At 71.5% G+C, this 17,255-nt stretch carries 12 protein-coding genes; 8 read left to right on the top strand and 4 right to left on the bottom strand.

Translation table 11 applies throughout. The features are described from left to right. Positions 1 to 35 precede the first annotated feature (35 nt). Positions 36 to 1,703, top strand: a complete 1,668-nt coding sequence (locus tag OG247_RS15790; protein ID WP_327252854.1) for a thiamine pyrophosphate-binding protein — start codon at positions 36 to 38, stop codon at positions 1,701 to 1,703. A 130-nt stretch (positions 1,704 to 1,833) separates the two neighbouring features. After that, entirely contained in the window at positions 1,834 to 5,703 is a 3,870-nt protein-coding gene (locus OG247_RS15785; protein WP_442813293.1) for an ABC transporter ATP-binding protein, read from the top strand. Between the two features lie 202 nt (positions 5,704 to 5,905). On the opposite strand, the gene OG247_RS15780 is transcribed toward OG247_RS15785, so the two are convergent. Beyond that, complete coding sequence (locus OG247_RS15780) at positions 5,906 to 6,460, bottom strand: EF-hand domain-containing protein (protein WP_327252852.1); 555 nt, start codon at positions 6,458 to 6,460, stop codon at positions 5,906 to 5,908. A gap of 99 nt (positions 6,461 to 6,559) precedes the next feature. On the opposite strand from OG247_RS15780, the gene OG247_RS15775 reads away from it, so the two are divergent. From OG247_RS15775 to OG247_RS15765, 3 genes are all read left to right on the top strand, one after another. Continuing rightward, positions 6,560 to 8,152, top strand: a complete 1,593-nt coding sequence (locus OG247_RS15775; RefSeq protein WP_327252851.1) for an aldehyde dehydrogenase family protein — start codon at positions 6,560 to 6,562, stop codon at positions 8,150 to 8,152. Positions 8,153 to 8,261: 109 nt separating this feature from the next. Beyond that, the gene (locus OG247_RS15770; RefSeq protein WP_327252850.1) at positions 8,262 to 8,663 is read left to right on the top strand and encodes a hypothetical protein; all 402 of its coding nucleotides are present in this window, start codon (positions 8,262 to 8,264) and stop codon (positions 8,661 to 8,663) included. An 84-nt stretch (positions 8,664 to 8,747) separates the two neighbouring features. Then, positions 8,748 to 10,217 (top strand): S28 family serine protease, encoded by a 1,470-nt coding sequence (locus OG247_RS15765; RefSeq protein ID WP_327252849.1) that lies wholly within the window; start codon positions 8,748 to 8,750, stop codon positions 10,215 to 10,217. A 37-nt stretch (positions 10,218 to 10,254) separates the two neighbouring features. On the opposite strand, the gene OG247_RS15760 is transcribed toward OG247_RS15765, so the two are convergent. Both OG247_RS15760 and OG247_RS15755 read right to left on the bottom strand, forming a co-directional pair. After that, the gene (locus tag OG247_RS15760; protein ID WP_327252848.1) at positions 10,255 to 12,117 is read right to left on the bottom strand and encodes a glycoside hydrolase family 3 protein; all 1,863 of its coding nucleotides are present in this window, start codon (positions 12,115 to 12,117) and stop codon (positions 10,255 to 10,257) included. Positions 12,118 to 12,127: 10 nt separating this feature from the next. Continuing rightward, positions 12,128 to 13,084: a LysR family transcriptional regulator gene (locus OG247_RS15755; protein ID WP_327252847.1), complete on the bottom strand. Its 957-nt coding sequence runs from the start codon at positions 13,082 to 13,084 to the stop codon at positions 12,128 to 12,130. A gap of 175 nt (positions 13,085 to 13,259) precedes the next feature. Between OG247_RS15755 and OG247_RS15750 the strand changes: the two genes are divergently transcribed. After that, entirely contained in the window at positions 13,260 to 14,201 is a 942-nt protein-coding gene (locus OG247_RS15750) for an EamA family transporter (protein WP_327252846.1), read from the top strand. Between the two features lie 61 nt (positions 14,202 to 14,262). On the opposite strand, the gene OG247_RS15745 is transcribed toward OG247_RS15750, so the two are convergent. Continuing rightward, positions 14,263 to 15,231 carry a helix-turn-helix transcriptional regulator gene (locus OG247_RS15745; RefSeq protein ID WP_327252845.1) on the bottom strand — a complete coding sequence of 323 codons (969 nt, stop codon included), beginning with the start codon at positions 15,229 to 15,231 and terminating at the stop codon, positions 14,263 to 14,265. Between the two features lie 308 nt (positions 15,232 to 15,539). Here OG247_RS15745 and OG247_RS15740 point away from each other — a divergent pair, with 308 nt between their 5' ends. After that, positions 15,540 to 16,343: a hypothetical protein gene (locus OG247_RS15740; protein WP_327252844.1), complete on the top strand. Its 804-nt coding sequence runs from the start codon at positions 15,540 to 15,542 to the stop codon at positions 16,341 to 16,343. A gap of 185 nt (positions 16,344 to 16,528) precedes the next feature. Next, entirely contained in the window at positions 16,529 to 17,110 is a 582-nt protein-coding gene (locus OG247_RS15735) for a GNAT family N-acetyltransferase (protein WP_327252843.1), read from the top strand. The last annotated feature ends 145 nt before the right edge of the window (positions 17,111 to 17,255 follow it).

Below are 17,255 nucleotides of genomic sequence, written 5' to 3'. Positions count from 1 at the left end.
CGAGGCGAAGGCGAACCCGAAGGGCAACGAAGAGCGTGACGCACGACCACGACCTGGTACTCCGTCCCACCGAAGCCCAGAAGGCGGCGGCGCTCGCGCCCCCGCCGGGGCGCACGGGCGGGGACCTGGTCGTGGAGACGCTGCGCTCGCTCGGCGCGACCACCGTCTTCGGGCTGCCCGGCCAGCACGCGCTGGGCCTCTTCGACGCCGTCGGCCGCTCCGACCTGCGCCTGGTCGGACTCCGTACGGAGAACAACGCCGGGTTCGCCGCGGACGCGTACGGCCGGATGACGGGCGAGGCGGCGCCGCTCCTCCTGTCCACGGGCCCGGGCGCGCTCATGGCGCTCCCCGCCCTGGCCGAGGCGGCGGCGGCGTCGGCGCCCGTCCTGGCGATCTCCTCGCAGGTCCCGACCCCGGGCCTGGGCGGCGGCCGGCGCGGTCACCTGCACGAGCTGCGCGACCAGTCGGCCTCCTTCCGGGACGTGGTCAAGTCCGTGCACACCGCCCGGACCCCCTCCCAGATCCCGTCCGTGATCGCCGAGGCCTGGGAATCGGCGCTGACCGCCCCGCACGGACCGGTGTGGGTGGAGATCCCGGAAGACGTACTGCGCACGGAAACCTTCATCCCGCAGGTCACGGGCATGGACGCGACCCCGCACGAACTGACCCCGCGCCCGGAGCTGACCGCACTGGCGGCCCACTGGCTGGAGAACGCCGAGCGCCCGGTGATCATCGCGGGCGGCGGGGTGATCCGCTCGGACGCGGCGGGCAAGCTGAAGCAGCTCGCGGAACGCCTGAACGCCCCCGTCGTCAGCACCTTCGGCGGCAAGGGCGCCTTCCCCTGGACGCACCCGCTCTCCCTCCAGTCCTGGCTGGAGGACCGCCACATGACGGACTTCCTGGAGGATGCCGACGTCCTGCTGGTGGTCGGCTCGGGCCTGGGCGAACTGTCCTCGAACTACCACACGTTCTTCCCGGAGGGCCGGGTCGTCCAGATCGAGGCGGACCTCGGCAAGCTGGAGTCCAACCACGCGGGCCTCGGCATCCACGCGGATGCCCGCCTCGCCCTGCAGGCACTCCTCGAAACGGTCGCCGAACGCCCCGACCCGCAGGCCCCGGAGCGCGTCGCCCTGCTCCTGTCCGCCATCGCGGCCCGTCTGGACTCCCAGGACCTGACCCTGGAGCAGCGGCTCCTGACCTCGATCCGGCAGGCCCTGCCGCCACGTTCCCCGTCCTTCTGGGACATGACGATCCTGTCGTACTGGGCCTGGTCGGCCTTCGACGCCAAGCACCCCAACACCATGCACTCGGCGCAGGGCGCGGGCGGCCTCGGCTACGCCTTCCCGGCCGCTCTCGGTGCGGCCGTGGCGGAGCCGGGCACCCCGGTCCTCGCGGTCTCCGGCGACGGCGGCGCGATGTACTCGATCGCCGACCTGGCCACCGCCCGCCAGCACGACCTGGACGTCACCTGGCTGATCGTGGACGACGGCGGCTACGGCATCCTGCGCGAGTACGGCTGCGAGACGGGCACGAGCCTGACCCGCCCCGACTTCGTGGCCCTGGCGGCCTCCTTCGGCGTTCCGGCGACCACGACCACCCCGGAATCCCTCCGCGAGGACCTGGCCGCGTCCCTGAAGACCCCGGGACCTTCGCTGCTGCTCCTTCCGGCCGAGCTGAAGATGTTCGAACCCACCCACGTCTGAGGGCTGCCCGGCCGGGCGTGGACCAGAGGACCTGCGGCAGGCCGCGGTGGCCGCGGTGGCCGCCGTAGCCCCCGTAGGCCCAGCACCGCGCGCGGAACCCGCGGACCCCAGTTCGAATTGTTGCGGCGGGATGAAATCCGCCGGTCGGAGCGTTGGCGCTTCCGGTAGGGCAGGACGAACGGGGAGGCAGTACGTGGCTACGGCGACGGCGGAAACGGCGGCTGGAAGCAAACAGGGGTGGGGCAGGCGGCTCGCCGCCTACACCTGGCGGTACAAGGCCAATGTGCTGCTGGCCCTCGGATCCTCGCTCGGCGGCATGGCCGTCATGGCCCTCGTGCCGCTCGTCACCAAGGTGATCCTCGACGATGTCATCGGCGACCACAGCAAGCCCATGGGGCCCTGGGCCCTGATGCTCATAGGCGCCGCGGTCCTCGTGTACGTGCTGACCTACATCCGCAGGTACTACGGCGGCCGGCTCGCCCTCGACGTGCAGCACGACCTGCGCACCGACATGTACGACACCATCGCCCGGCTCGACGGCCGCCGCCAGGACGAGCTGTCCACCGGGCAGGTCGTGGGGCGGGCGACCACCGACCTCCAGCTGATCCAAGGGCTGCTCTTCATGCTGCCCATGACCATCGGCAACTTCCTGCTCTTCGGGATATCCCTCGGGATCATGCTGTGGCTCTCGCCGCTGCTGACCGTCGTCGCGCTGCTCATGGCCCCCGCCCTCTGGTTCATCGCCAAGCGCAGCCGCAAGAAGCTCTTCCCCGCCACCTGGTACGCCCAGAGTCAGGCCGCCGCCGTCGCCACCGTCGTCGACGGGGCCGTCACCGGCGTCCGCGTCGTCAAGGGCTTCGGCCAGGAGGAACAGGAGACCGGCAAGCTCCGCGAGGCCGGGCGCCGGCTGTTCGCCGGGCGGATGCGCGGCATCCGGATGAACTCCCGCTACACCCCGGCGCTGCAGGCCGTACCGGCCCTCGGCCAGGTCGCCATGCTGGCCCTCGGCGGCTGGATGGCCACCAAGGGACAGGTCACCCTCGGTACCTTCGTCGCCTTCTCCACCTACCTGGCCCAGCTCGTCGGCCCCGTCCGCATGCTCGCCATGGTGCTCACCGTCGGCCAGCAGGCCCGCGCAGGCGTGGAGCGGGTCTTCGAGCTCATCGACACCGAGCCGGTGATCGAGGAAGGGAAGCACGAGCTTCCCGCGGACGCGCCCGCCACCGTCGAGTTCGACGACGTGCGGTTCGGGTACGACCCCGAGCGGCCCGTGCTCGACGGGTTCAGCCTCTCGATCGCCGAGGGGGAGACCGTCGCCCTCGTCGGTTCCTCGGGCAGCGGCAAGTCCACCGTTTCGCTGCTGCTGCCGCGCTTCTACGACGCCGACCGCGGCGCCGTCCGGGTCGGCGGCCACGACGTGCGCGAGCTGACCTACGACTCCCTGCGCGATGCCATCGGGCTGGTGCCCGAGGACTCCTTCCTCTTCTCCGACAGCATCCGCGCCAATGTCGCGTACGGACACCCCGGCGCCACCGACGAACAGGTCCGTGCCGCCGTCCGCGCGGCCCAGGCCGAAGGGTTCATCGAGGCCCTCCCCGCCGGGTACGACACCAAGGTCGGCGAGCAGGGCCTGACCCTCTCCGGCGGCCAGCGCCAGCGCATCGCGCTCGCCCGCGCCATCCTCACCGACCCCCGCCTGCTGCTCCTCGACGACGCCACCTCCGCCGTCGACGCCCGCGTCGAGCACGAGATCCACGAGGCGCTGCGCGCCGTCATGGCCGGCCGCACCACCCTGCTCATCGCCCACCGCCGCTCCACGCTCGCCCTCGCCGACCGGATCGCCGTACTGGACCACGGGCGGCTCTCCGACGTCGGTACGCACGAGGAGCTGGAGCGCCGCTCCGCCCTGTACCGGCGGCTGCTCACCGATCCGGACGCGCTCGGCGCAGGCTCCCCGCGGACGCCCGGGGCGCCCGCGATGGAGGAGTTCGAGCGAGCCCTGGACCGGGATATGGAGCGGGAGATCGAACTCGAAGCCGAGATCGACTCCGAGCCCGTGAACGCGAAGCGCCGGGTGGCCGGCGGGATCACCCCCGAGCTCTGGCGGCGCCAGGAGGAGGCGGACGAGAAGACCACCGCCCCCGCGGGGATGTCCGCCACCCCCGAACTGCTCGCGCAGGTGGCCGCACTGCCGCCCGCCGACGACACCCCCGACGTGGACGAGACCCGCGCCGCCTCCGCCGAGGACAGCTACAACCTGGGCCGCCTGCTGCGCGGCTTCTGGGCCCCGCTCGCGATATCCCTCGGCCTCGTCGCCCTCGACGCAGGCTCCGGCCTGCTCCTGCCCATCCTGATCCGGCACGGCATCGACCAGGGCGTCGAAGCGGCCGCCCTCGGCGCCGTCTGGGCGGCGTCCCTGCTCGCGCTCGGCGTGGTCCTGGCCCAGTGGGCCGCGCAGTTCGCCGAGACCCGGATGACCGGCCGCACCGGCGAGCGCGTGCTCTACGCCCTGCGCGTCAAGATCTTCGCCCAGCTCCAGCGCCTCGGCCTCGACTACTACGAGCGCGAACTGACCGGCAAGATCATGACCCGGATGACCACCGACGTGGACGCCCTGTCCAGCTTCCTGCAGACCGGGCTCGTCACCGCCGTCGTCTCCGTCCTCACCTTCTTCGGCATCCTGGTCGCCCTGCTCGTCCTGGACGTGGAGCTGGCGCTGATCGTCTTCGCCACGCTGCCCCTGCTGATCATCGGCACCGTCTTCTTCCGCCGGAAGTCCGTCGCCGCCTACGAGCTCGCCCGCGACCGGGTCGGACTGGTCAACGCCGACCTCCAGGAGTCCGTGGCCGGACTGCGCATCGTCCAGGCCTTCCGCCGCCAGCGCGCCGGCGCCGTCCGGTTCGCCGAGCGCAGCGACTCGTACCGCCAGGCCCGGGTCCGCGGCCAGTGGCTGATCTCGGTCTACTTCCCCTTCGTCCAGCTGCTGTCCTCCGGGGCGGCCGCCGCCGTCCTGATCGTCGGCGCGGGCCGGGTGGAAGCCGGCACGCTCACCACCGGAGCGCTGGTCGCGTACCTGCTCTACATCGACCTGTTCTTCGCCCCCGTCCAGCAGCTCTCGCAGGTCTTCGACGGCTACCAGCAGGCCACCGTCTCCCTCGGCCGGATCCAGGGCCTGCTGCGCGAGCCCACCAGCACCCCCCGCCCGGCTGACCCCCGCCCGGTCACCGAGCTGCGCGGCGAGATCGCCTTCGAGGGGGTCGAGTTCTCGTACGGCACGGCCGAGGAGCGCGGGGAGAAGGAACCGGCGCTCAGCGGGATCAGCCTGCGCATCCCCGCCGGGCAGACCGTCGCCTTCGTCGGCGAGACCGGAGCCGGCAAGTCCACGCTGGTCAAGATGGTGGCCCGGTTCTACGATCCGACCTCCGGCCGGGTCACCGCCGACGGGGTGGACCTGCGCGAGCTGGACCTGACGGGCTACCGCCACCGCCTCGGCGTCGTCCCCCAGGAGCCGTACCTCTTCCCGGGGACCGTCCGCGACGCCATCGCCTACGGGCGGCCCGAGGCGAGCGACGCACAGGTGGAGGCCGCCGCGCACGCGGTCGGCGCCCACGCCATGATCGCCACCCTGGACGGCGGCTACCTGCACACCGTCACCGAACGCGGCCGCAACCTCTCCGCGGGACAGCGCCAGCTGATCGCACTGGCCCGCGCCGAGCTCGTCGACCCCGACGTGCTGCTGCTCGACGAGGCCACCGCCGCCCTCGACCTGGCCACCGAGGCCCTGGTCAACCAGGCCACCGACCGGCTCGCGGGCAAGCGCACCACCCTGGTCGTGGCGCACCGGCTGACCACGGCCGCGCGCGCCGACCGGGTCGTGGTCATGGACCGCGGCCGGGTCGCGGAGGACGGCACCCACGCCGAGCTGCTGGCCCGCGGCGGCCGGTACGCCGAGCTGTGGCGCACCTTCGCGGGCGAGGACGAGCCGGCCGCCGTGGCGTAGCACCGGCGGATCGCCGCGTCGACCGGCGCCCCGTGGCATCCGGGGCGCCGGTCTTCGTGTGGCGTGCGGGGCGGGCCCTACTCCTTCGGGTGAGGGTGGAACGGCCACGCCTCTTCGACCGTTCCAGTACGCCCCGCCACCCGTGCGGTGTCACGGCCCGACATCTCGTGGCTTGACGGAAGCCGGCATCCCGTTGCCGCGGCTAGAGCTCGCCGAAGAGCAGGTTCCCGGGCGCGTCCTCCGCGGTGCCGGTGTAGTACTCCCGCACCGCGCCGAGGAGTTCGTCCACGGACAGGAAGCCGTCGTGGTCGGCGTCGATCCGGGCGAAGAGCGCCTCGGTGTCCGCGTGGCTCAGCTTCGTGTCGAAGGCCGTCTGGGCCTTCTGGAACTCCTCGGGGCTGATCCGGCCGTCGTCGTCCTTGTCGGCGACCAGGAGCATCGCGTGGGCCATCGGCCGGAACGACTTGTCGTACGCCGCGAGGTCGTCCTGGAAGAGGCGCTTCATGCCCTGCTTGTACTCCTCCGGCGTGACCTTCCCGTCCCGGTCCATGTCCAGCTCGGTGAAGAGCTCCTGCCAGAAGTCGACCAGCCCGCCCATCACCCGGGTCGCCTTGGGGGAGGTCGCCGGCTCACCGAGGGCCGACAGCAGGCGGGAACCGAGACCGATGATGTCGTGCTCGTCGATCACCTGGTCCTCGTTGACGTCGAGGTGGGTGAAGGCGCGGTCCAGCTTGCGGTCGAGCAGGTCGTTCGTCATATCGGTTGCCTTTCACGGCTACGATGCGGGGTCTCTCGATCACCTAGCGTAATCTCCTGCGTGATCACGAACTCCCGTTATCCGGCTAGGAAGTTGTGGATGCACTCTTACGAGGTATGGGTCAACGGCGCCGAGGAGCCGGGCACCCGATGGATCTACTGGCCGCGGGTGGGTCAACTCCTGCGTGAGCCGTTCGAGGTGCTCGGGCTCAAGGCCCGGCTGGAGCGCGGCGAGGACCTGCCGTACGACGACCGGCTGCTGGCGGGGCGCGTGGCCATGTCCACCCCCGAGCAGGGGCTGCGCGCCCTGGCCGCCGCCCGAGCCGCCCAGCCGGGATGGGCGGGGATCCCGCTCGCCGACCGGCTGGAGCTGCTGCACGGCATCCACCGGGCCGTGGTCGAGCGGCGCGAGGAGCTGACGGGCCTGCTGGTCGCCGAGGGCCACCCCGTACGGCTGGCCGGCTGGGAGCTGGACTCCGTGGCCGCCTCCTTCCACCCGGACTCCGTGGCCGACTTCGCCGGGCGGCTGCGGGAGCCCGAGCGGACCGCGGCCGGCCGGCGCACCCGCATGGTGCGCAAGCCGGACGGGGTGGTGTGCCTGAGCCCGCCGCGCAACGCCCCGACCTCCAACTCCTTCTACGGGGCGATGGCGCTCGCCGCGGGCAACACGCTGGTCGTCAACGCGCCGCCCACCGCCCCGCTGGGCGTCGGCTTCGTGTACCGGGAGATCGTGGCCCCGCTCCTGGAGCGGCTCGGCGCCCCGCCCGGCACCCTCAACGTGCTCTGCACGCACGCCCGCGCCGTGGTGCGCCAGTGGCTGGACAGCCCCGACTGCGACGACCTGGTCTTCTTCGGCGGCTCCGAGCAGGGGCTCAAACTGGAGCGGGAGTGCGTGGCCGCGGGGAAGAAGCCCGTACTCGAACTGTCGGGCAACGACGGGGTGCTGGTGTGGCACGACGCCGAGACCGATCTCGCCGCGCGGGCCCTGTGCGAGCGGTACTACGGCTCCGGGCAGATCTGCATGACCCCGAAGTTCGCCATCGTCCATCCGGAGGTGGCCGACCGGCTCCTGAAGGAGCTGGTCGAGCAGGTGCGGGAGATCCGGCCCGGTCCGCCGGAGGATCCGCGCACGGTGCTGAGCCCGGTGGTCAAGCGGGCGGAGTTCACCGAAGTCCTCGGCGAGGTGCTGGCGGCCGGCGGGGAACTGCTGTGCGGCGGGGAGGTCGTGGACGTGGACGACGAGCCCTCGGCGGCGGGGCCGTTCATCCGCCCGGCGGTCGTCCGGGTGGACGGGCTGGCCGGGGCCGCCCGGCTGCGCGCCTTCCGCGAGGAGACCTTCTTCCCGCTGCTGTGCGTGGTGGTGCCCGAGGCGCCGGTCCGGCTGGAGGAGGCCATCGGCTTCCTCAACGCCAACCGCTACGGTCTGCGCAACTCCCTGTGGACCCAGGACGAGCGGGTCGTCGAGCGGTTCTGCGAGGAAGTGGTCAACGGCGGCATGCTGAAGGTCAACGACTCGCACATCGGCTGCGTGCCGGGGATCCCGTACAACGGCGGCACGGGAGCGACGGGCGGCATCTTCGGCGAGGCCAACCTGCCCGCCGTGCGCACCACCCACCTCCAGTCGATCGCCGTGGCCACCCTGGTCCGGCCGCGGGAGTCGGTCTTCGACCACGGGGCGGGCGTCACGCGATGACCGGCCGGGCGGGCGCCACGGGCTGAGTTCTTGTTCCACGCAACCATTCGAGGGGGTCCGGCGTCGTACGAACGTACGCACGTTGTACGTACGACCGATGGGGGGCAGGGTGTCGAAGGCGCGGAACCGGAACGGGCGATGGGCCGCCCGCGCGGTGGTGATCACGGTGACGCTGTGGCTGGGCGCGGCCGGACTGCTGACGGCGCAGCCGGCGCAGGCGGCGACCGGCTGGTGCGCGGGGAACCTGGTGCGGACGCTGCCGTTCTCCACGGGGGAGGTGCGCGTGTACAAGACGCGCGACCGGGCCTGCGCGGTGTCGGTCGCCCGGGAGCCCGGTCAGCGGCGGCAGATGTCGGTGAGCATCCAGCCGCGCGGCGGCTACCCGGTGCGCGACGCGGGGCGATTCACCCGGTACGCCGGCCCCGTCGGGGTCCACTCGATCAACCGCTGCGTGTATGTAAAGGGGAGCGTGGGGTCCGGATCAGTGGATTCCGGCTGGATCCTTTGCTGATGGAGCGGCCCAACTAGGTCTGTTCAGCCGCATGTTCCCCCGGCTAGGTTCACGGCGACCGATGTGAACTTTTGGGGAGTGTGAATGCGCAAGAAGCTCGGATGGCTGCTGTCGCTCGCGGTGCTGATCGGCACCGTGGGTGCGGCCGGCACCACGGCGCAAGCGGCCACCGCCGCGGAACCGTCCGCCGTCACGGATGCCACCGCCACGGATGCCAAGGCCGCCACGGAAGACATCAAGGACCGGATCCTCGCGATCCCGGGGATGAGCCTGATCGAGGAGAAGCCGTACCCCGGCTACCGCTTCTTCGTACTGAACTACGAGCAGCCGGTCGATCACCGCGCGCCGTGGAAGGGCACCTTCAAGCAGCGCCTGACCCTGCTGCACAAGGACGTCACGCGGCCCACGGTGTTCTTCACCTCCGGCTACAACGTCAACACCAACCCGCGCCGCAGCGAGCCGACGACCATAATCGACGGCAACCAGGTGTCGCTGGAGTACCGTTTCTTCACCCCGTCCCGCCCCGACCCGGCCAACTGGGCGAACCTCGACATCTGGCAGGCCGCCAGTGACCAGCACCGCGTCTTCACCGCCCTGAAGAAGGTCTACAAGAAGAACTGGCTCTCCACGGGCGGCAGCAAGGGCGGCATGACCGCCACCTACTTCGAGCGCTTCTACCCGCGCGACATGGACGGCGTGGTGGCGTACGTCGCCCCCAACGACGTGGTGAACAAGGAGGACTCGGCCTACGACCGGTTCTTCGCCAAGGTCGGCACCAAGGAGTGCCGCGACAAGCTGAACGCGGTGCAGCGCGAGGCGCTCGTGCGCCGCGAGCCGCTGGAGGCCAAGTACGCGGTCGCCGCCGCCGAGAACGGCTGGACCTTCACCACCGTCGGCAACCTCGACAAGGCCTACGAGGCCGTCGTGCTCGACTACGTGTGGGCCTTCTGGCAGTACAGCCTGCTCGCCGACTGCGCCACGATCCCGGCCGCCGCCACCGCGACCGACCAGGAGATCTGGGACACGATCGACGCGATCTCCGGCTTCTCGGCCTACGCCGACCAGGGCCTGGAGACGTACACGCCGTACTACTACCAGGCGGGCACCCAGCTCGGTTCCCCCGACATCAAGCAGCCCCACCTGGGCAACCTCAGCCGCTACGGCTACCAGCCGCCGCGCAACTTCGTGCCCCGCGACATCCCGATGACCTTCCAGCCGGCGGCGATGCGGGACGTCGACACCTGGGTGAAGAACAACGCCCACCAGATGCTCTTCGTCTACGGGCAGAACGACCCGTGGGGTGCCGAACCGTTCCACCTCGGCTACGGGGCCCGCGACAGCTACGTGATGACCGCTCCGGGCGCCAACCACGGGGCCAACGTCTCCAAGCTCATGGAGGCCGAGAAGGCGCTGGCCACCGCGAAGATCCTGCAGTGGGCCGGAGTGGCCCCGGCCGCCGGGTCCACCGGTGCGGCGAAGGCCGCGCCCCTGGCGAAGCCGGACGCGCAGCTCGACCAGCGCGACATCGAGCGCGAGCCGATGCTGCGCCCGTAGCGGCTCCGCAGTGGGGCCGCGGGAGGGGTGCGGGGACTTACCCGTACGCCAGCCCGTGGCCCAGCGGGTAGCGGCCCGGAACCGGAACCGGCAGGCGCCCCATGGGGCGTACGGTCCCGGTGACCACCCGGGCCGCCGCCCGCAGCTCCACGTCCGTCCAGGTGTAGGTGGCCAGTTCGGCCGCGCAGGCCGGCAGCCGGGCCGGGTCGTAGGGGTTGCGGATCGCCACCAGGACCACCGGCACCCCGGTGGCCAGCAGTCGGGTGACCAGCTCGCGCTGCGGACTCTCGCCCTCGGGGACGTTGTACGTGCACACGAGCACGGCCGCGTTTCCGGGGGCGGCCGCCACCGCACGCGCGGGCGGCAGGGCCGTCGCCCGGCAGCCCAGCGCGGACAGCTCCCGGGCCAGTACCGCGGTAGGGGGTCCCGTCGTACCCGTGGGGGAGACCGGGTCGGTCCCGGTGACCAGGAGCACCGGCCGGTCCGCCGGATCCAGCGGGAGCAGCCCCACCGGATTGGCCAGCAGGGTCGTCGTACGGTCCGCGATCTCCCCGGCGGCCGCCAGGTGCGCGGGGATGCCGACGGTCGCGTCCACCGTGTCCATCGCCCGCGCCGCGTCCGCGTCCCGCGCAGGCGCGTCGAACAGGCCCCGTCGGGCCTTCAGTTCCAGGATCCGCAGCACCGACTCCTCGATCCGGGCCCGCGTCAGCTCGCCCGACTCCACGGCCGCCAGCACGCTGCGGACGGCCAGCCCCAGGTCCGGCGGGTTCAGCAGCTGGTCGCAGCCCGCCTTCAGGGCCAGCACCGGGACCCGGTCGTCCCCGTACTTCTGGCGGACCCCGGCCATGTCGAGGGCGTCGGTGACCACCACCCCGCGGAAGCCCAGGCGTTCGCGCAGGATCCCGGTGACGATGGGCCGCGAGAGGGTCGCCGGATCCCCCGAGGGGTCGAGCGCGGGGAAGACGATGTGCGCCGTCATCACCACGTCCACGCCCGCCTCCACGGCGGCCCGGAACGGCGGCTCGTCCAGCTCCTCCCACTGCGCGCGCGTGTGCTTCATCAGCGGCAGCCCGACGTGGCTGTCGGTGCCGGTGTCCCCGTGCCCCGGGAAGTGCTTCGCCGTGGCGGCCACCCCGGCGCCCTGATAGCCGCGGATCTGGGCGGAGACCAGGGCCGCCACGGCGTGCGGGTCGGCGCCGAAGGACCGTACGCCGATGACCGGGTTGGCGGGATCGACGTTCACGTCCGCCACCGGGGCGTAGTTGTGCCGGATGCCCATGGCCGCCAGCTCGGCGCCCGCGATGCGCGCGGCCCGGCGGGCCTCGGCGGTGGACCCGCCCGTCCCCAGGGCCAGGGCCCCCAGCGCCATGGCGCCCGGGAGCAGGGTCGCGGGCCGTCCCACGCGGGCCACGGCGCCGTGTTCCTGGTCGATGGAGAGCAGCAGCGGGACGCCCGCTCCGGAGTCCGTGGCCGCACGCTGGAGCCCGGCGGACAGCTCGGCGATCTGGCGAGGGGAGCGGGAGTTGTGGGCCCAGCCGAAGTAGACGATCCCGCCGAGGTGGTAGCGGGCGACCAGTTCGGCGGGGGTGCGCACCCCGAACGCCTGCTGATTGAGCGCGGCGTCCTCGGGGTCGGGCTCGGTAGCCGCGTGCCCGTACGCCCGCGATACGAAGAGCTGCCCGACCAGTTCGGCCAGGCTCATGCGCGCCATCGTCTCGTGCGGCCGGACCCGCGGGGCCGGGGTGTGCTTCGGTGCGCGATCGCCCGGCCGGGGGTCGTCGGGGGCCGGGCCGTCTGGGTTCCGGTCGGGGCCCACCGCGGCGGACGCGGCCCCGGCAGCGGTGGCGGCGGCCACGGCGGCCACGGTGAGCAGGGTCCGGCGGGAGGCGTGGTTCGGCACGCGCCGGACGCTACTGCGGGGCGGGGCCTTGGGCGCGGGGGACACTCGCGGAGTCCCCCGTACGGGGTGCGACTCGGGGCCAGTGCTCGCGCAGGGTCCGTACGGCCTCGGTGATCGCCGGCCGGCGGGCCGCCCCGGTCCGCCACAGGGCGTACAACCGGCGTACGGGGCCCGGCTCCAGCGGTACGGCCACCGCGCCGGGCGGCAGCGTCCCGGTGCCCAGCCGCGGTACGACGGCCACCCCGAGTCCGGCGGCGACCAGCGAGACGATGGTGTGGTTCTCCTCGGCGACGTGCGTGATGTCGGGCTCGAACCCGGCCGTGCGCAGGGTCCGCACCAGCCAGTCGTGGCAGACGCGGCCGGGCGGCTGGCAGACCCAGCGCTGCCCGCCCAGGTCCGAGCGGTGGATGACGGTGCGGGAGGTGAAGGGGTGCCCGGCGGGCACGAGGAGGTCGCAGCGGTCGTCCCCGATCACGGCCTGCTCCACGCCTTCGGGGGCGGGCAGCGGTGCGATGTCCCAGTCGTGGGTGACGGCCAGGTCGGTGACCCCGCGCGAGACCAGGTCCATCGAGAGATGGGGATTGATCTCGGTGAGCCGTACTTCCAGGGCCGGGTGACGGTGGGCCAGGTCCGCGAGGACCCCGGGGAGCAGGCCGCGGGCGGCCGAGGCGAAGGCGGCGACCCGCAGCCGGCCGATGGGCTGGCCGCGGGACTCCTCCAGCGCGGTCTCGGCCTGCTCGGAGATGGCCATCAGCTGCTGGGCCGTCTCGGCCAGCAGTTTGGCCTCCTCGGTGAGGGCGACCCCGCGGCCGTGGCGTTCGAGCAGAGTGGTGCGGGTTTCCCGTTCCAGCTTGGCGATCTGCTGGGAGACGGCGGAGGGGGTGTACCCGAGGGCGGCCGCGGCGGCGCCGACCGAGCCGTGGACGGAGACGGCGTGCAGGGCGCGCAGCCGGGAGAGGTCGAGCATGCCGGTCAGCTTAGGGCGTGCCGTCCGGATCGGGCCGGGCCCGCGTCGGGCCCGCGTCGGTCGGCTTCGGGCCCGCGTCGGCCGGCGCCGCGGAACCCTGGATGAAGCATTGCTACATCCGACCCTGAAGACATTGGCGCTGGTGCTAAACGGTTGATGAGCCGATGCTCGGGTCATGCGACCCATGCACACCGCCCTCGCGGTCCTCGTAGCCGCGGTCTGGGGTTTCAACTTCGTCGTCATCGAGTTCGGACTCGGATCCTTCCCTCCGCTGCTGCTGTCCGCCCTGCGCTTCCTGGTCGCCGCCCTGCCCGCGGTGTTCTTCGTCGGCCGGCCCAAGGTGGCGTGGAAGTGGGTGATCGCGGTCGGCGTGGTCCTCGGCATCGCGAAGTTCGGGCTGCTGTTCTCCGGGATGGACAACGGGATGCCGGCAGGACTGTCCTCGCTGGTCCTCCAGGCGCAGGCGGTGTTCACGGCCGTGTTCGCGGCCGTCGTGCTCAGGGAACGGCCGGGCCGGCTGCGGATCGCGGGCATGGCCGTGGCCTTCGCGGGGATCGCCGTGGCCGCCGTGGACGAGGGCGCCTCCGGGCCGGCGCTGGGCTTCGTCATGGTGATCGCCGCCGCCGCGTGCTGGGGCGTCTCCAACGTGCTGACCCGCAAGGCCTCCCCGCCCGACGCGCTGAACTTCATGGTGTGGGTGAGCGTGGTGCCCGTGCTGCCGCTGGCGGGGCTCTCGCTCCTGCTGGAGGGTCCGGAGCGGGACCTGGCGGCGCTGCGCGGGCTCGACTGGAGCGGGGTCGGGGTCATCCTCTACCTCGCCTGGATCACCACGGTGTTCGGCTTCGGGGCGTGGGGGTTCCTGCTGCGCACCTATCCCGCCTCCTCGGTGGCACCCTTCTCGCTGCTGGTGCCGGTCTTCGGGATGAGCTCGGCGGCCCTGGTGCTCGGGGAGGGCGTGAGCGGGCTGCGCTGGGTGGCGGCCGTCCTGCTGGTCGGCGGGGTGGCGGTGACCTCACTGGTGCCCTCGAAGTCACGACCCGCGGCGGCGGTGCAGGGCGCGGAGGCGCCCGCACCCGCCCCCGGCGCGGTTCCGCTTCCGGTCGCGGGCGGTCGCTAGTGGGAACGCTTCCGGCTCCCCGGCCGCCCGGGCCGGACCCGTGACCCGGGCGAACGGAGGGTCAGACACCGTTGAAAGGCTCTTTGCCCAGCAGATATCCGGCGTGCAGCCGGTTGCGGGCTCCGATGCTCTTCATGATGTTCGCAATGTGGCGTTGACAATTTCGCAACGATATTCCGACCACATGCGCTATTCGGTTGTCCGACTCGCCCTGGATGAGCAGCGAGACGATCGTCTGCTGAATATCCGAGGTAATGGCCGCGCGGGCCGGCCGGTCGTCGTCCGAGGTGAATTTCTCGGCGGCGCTCCAGGCCCGCTCGTAGGCCTCCACGAGGAATGAGACAAGGTGGCTGTTTTTCGTTACCACCGCACCGTGGGAGCCGTCCGAAAGCGGCAAGATCGCCACTTCCTTGTCGAAGATGATGCAGCGCGGAAAACCGTGTGCGAGCGTGCACACCTCCGCTCCGAGCGGCGCGACCCGCTCGACAAAGGACGCGGTGGCCGGGCTGAACCGGGCCGTGTGCTGGTACAGCGTCCGCATGCGGACGCCGCGTTCCAGCAGCCGTTCGGTGCGTTCCAGGCTCTCCTGGAGCACCTCCGTGTCCCGGGCCCCGCCGGGCTGGGAGGTCATCACCTCGGTGCGGCAGCCGACCGCGAGGCCGGCGATGAGTTTGCGGACGTCCCCTACGCCCGGCACCAACTCCAGTGCCGTGTCGTCCTGAAGGTGCGCCGTCGTGAGCGTCAACAGATCTAAATCCCCGCGCAGTTGATCGAGGAAGGTCTGGGTCTCGTTCAGGCTGTGCTGCGCCGGGTTGAGGATCTTGATGCGTGCGTGCTCCACGGGGTACGGGGTGTAGATCTCGGTCACGGGGCACGTGCTGAGCAGCCCCAGGGTGTCCAGGGACGCCGCGGCCGCCTCTATTTCCCCGGCGGTCATGCCGAGTGCCGCGGCGGCCGTATCGCGCGTTGTTCCCGGTGTCTGTGTGCAGTACCGGTAAAGACGATCTCCGGCAGGGGTGAGCCGGGGCACGGGAAAAGGGTGGACTTGTCTGATTGTGTTCAATTCATCCCCCTGTCATGTTTTCGCCAGCGGCAACATGATCCCAGAAAGGGATGGCTCTGGATGTCGTGGAAACGACAGGATGAGGCCGAAGCTGATCCGGACCGCAAGACATCTTGAGGGGCAGGCAAGCATGCCACGTATAGCGAGTTTCCTCATCGCCATTGCGGCAACTTTCGCGGTGACCGTCTTCCTGGCCCCGTCGACCAGTGGTGCGGCGAACCTCGCCGGATCCACGGGTCCGGGTCGGGTAACCAACGATCTCGGCTGGGGATGAGATGCCTCGAAGTAAGTCGTACAACACGTACTCCAACCTGCAGCGCCCTGAGTTCCGCAAGCGCGTCGACGAGCTCCTGCTGAAGTTCGAGCGGGACTTCTACGAGCGCAGCGCGGGCGCCGACGGCATGCTCGACAAGGACAAGTTCGACCTCGAGCTGTACAAGCGGCACAACGTCGAGACGATGATCCGGATCGGCCTCAAGCGTGCCGTCGACCCGCTCATCGCCAACTACTGGGCCACCCGGGACCCGCAGCTCTGCAAGGAGTGGGGCCTGTACGGCGCGGAAGAGGGCCGTCACGACCGCATGTTCGCCGGGGACCTGCACAAGGTCGGCATGACGGACGAGGAGATCTACGCGATCCGTCCGACCTTCGCCACCGAGCTGCTCAACGGCTACTTCTACTACACGATGGCCACCGAGGGTCCGCTGGCCGCGATGATCAGCGGGTTCTACCTGGAGTACATCGCGGGCAAGACGCAGCCCGACTGGCTCGACATCATGGAGCAGCATGTCGGCGCCGACAAGACCAAGGGTGCCCGCGCCCACCTGGCCCTCGACGAGGACGACGACCACGTCGACATGGTCTGGAACCTCATCATGCGGATCATCGAGGACGAGGCCGGCGAGGAGCGGTTCGTCGAGCACCTCATCAAGATCAACTCGCTGTTCGTGTCCTACTTCGTCGAGGTCTACGCGGCCACCGTGCTCGGCGCGGGCGCCGACGCCTCGCTGCTGACCCAGGCCGCACCGGCCGCCGCCGTGCAGACCAACCTGCAGACGAAGGCCACCGCTTCGGTCTGACCGAGGGGCCCACACCTGCCGGCGACGCCCTGAAAGGCCGAGGGGCCGAGGGGCTGAAGGGCCGACACTCCCGCAGTCCGGCGATCCCGGGCATTGCGTTCCAGATGTGCCGCACGGCCCCCACGGGGCGGTGCCGCGATGTCCGGGGTCCGGCTGCTCCACCCGTCTACTCACCAAGGAAGACGATGCACTATTCGTGGCCTCGCGAACTGTCCGAACAGGACATGCGCGAAATGATCGAGCTGATGGACGCCGTCGCGGTCAAGGAGATGACCCTCGGCTTCTACGAACCGGTGGGCCTGGAGAAGGGCCTGCCCCTGATGCGGGCCTTCGAGGCCGACCTGCGCAAGGGCGCCGTCGACCTCCTCCACGTCCGCAACGACGAAGGCCGCATCGTCGGCATGGTGACGCTCGCCCGGGCCCCGCTGCCCGCCCGGCGCCACATCGTCGAGATGCGCCGCTGCGTCGTGGCCCCCGACCACCGCGGGCAGTTCCTGCTCGAAGGCTGGGCCGAGGCCCTGCGCAAGGTCGGCGAGATGGGCTGCGACGTCATCACGCTCGAAGTCCGCGACGACGGCCCCTCCGTGCTCTGGCAGCGCCTGGGCTTCCACGAGTACGGCCGGCTGCCCGACTACGCCCGAGCCGACGGCCGCCCCGTCACCGGCTTCTACATGCACGCCCGGCTCGCCGACGTCACGGCGCACTTCGAGGCCACCGGCACCTGGCTGCACGAGCTCGAGTCCGACCGCGTCGCGGTCGCGAGCTGACGTCCCCACCGGCAGGCCGTACGCGCAGACCTCGTACGCGCAGACCTCGTACGAGTAGCACCTCGTACGCGCGCCAGGCCTGAGGCACTCCCCGCGCACCCGCATCCGCGCCCCTCCTGACCGCCGCGCCGCCCGACCCGGCCGC

Origin of the sequence: Streptomyces sp. NBC_01244 (assembly GCF_035987325.1) — a bacterium.
Lineage (GTDB): Bacteria > Actinomycetota > Actinomycetes > Streptomycetales > Streptomycetaceae > Streptomyces.
Note: the sequence above shows the minus strand (reverse complement) of the source record. Positions and strands in the feature narration are given on the sequence as shown.

Bases quoted from the DNA above. Each gene is read 5' to 3' on its own strand.
- OG247_RS15785 (WP_442813293.1), top strand. From the start codon at position 1,834: ATGAAATCCGCCGGTCGGAGCGTTGGCGCTTCCGGTAGGGCAGGACGA.
- OG247_RS15780 (WP_327252852.1), bottom strand. From the start codon at position 6,460: ATGACGAACGACCTGCTCGACCGCAAGCTGGACCGCGCCTTCACCCAC.
- OG247_RS15755 (WP_327252847.1), bottom strand. From the start codon at position 13,084: ATGCTCGACCTCTCCCGGCTGCGCGCCCTGCACGCCGTCTCCGTCCAC.
- OG247_RS15765 (WP_327252849.1), top strand. From the start codon at position 8,748: ATGCGCAAGAAGCTCGGATGGCTGCTGTCGCTCGCGGTGCTGATCGGC.
- OG247_RS15740 (WP_327252844.1), top strand. From the start codon at position 15,540: ATGCCTCGAAGTAAGTCGTACAACACGTACTCCAACCTGCAGCGCCCT.
- OG247_RS15750 (WP_327252846.1), top strand. From the start codon at position 13,260: ATGCGACCCATGCACACCGCCCTCGCGGTCCTCGTAGCCGCGGTCTGG.
- OG247_RS15775 (WP_327252851.1), top strand. From the start codon at position 6,560: ATGCACTCTTACGAGGTATGGGTCAACGGCGCCGAGGAGCCGGGCACC.
- OG247_RS15735 (WP_327252843.1), top strand. From the start codon at position 16,529: ATGCACTATTCGTGGCCTCGCGAACTGTCCGAACAGGACATGCGCGAA.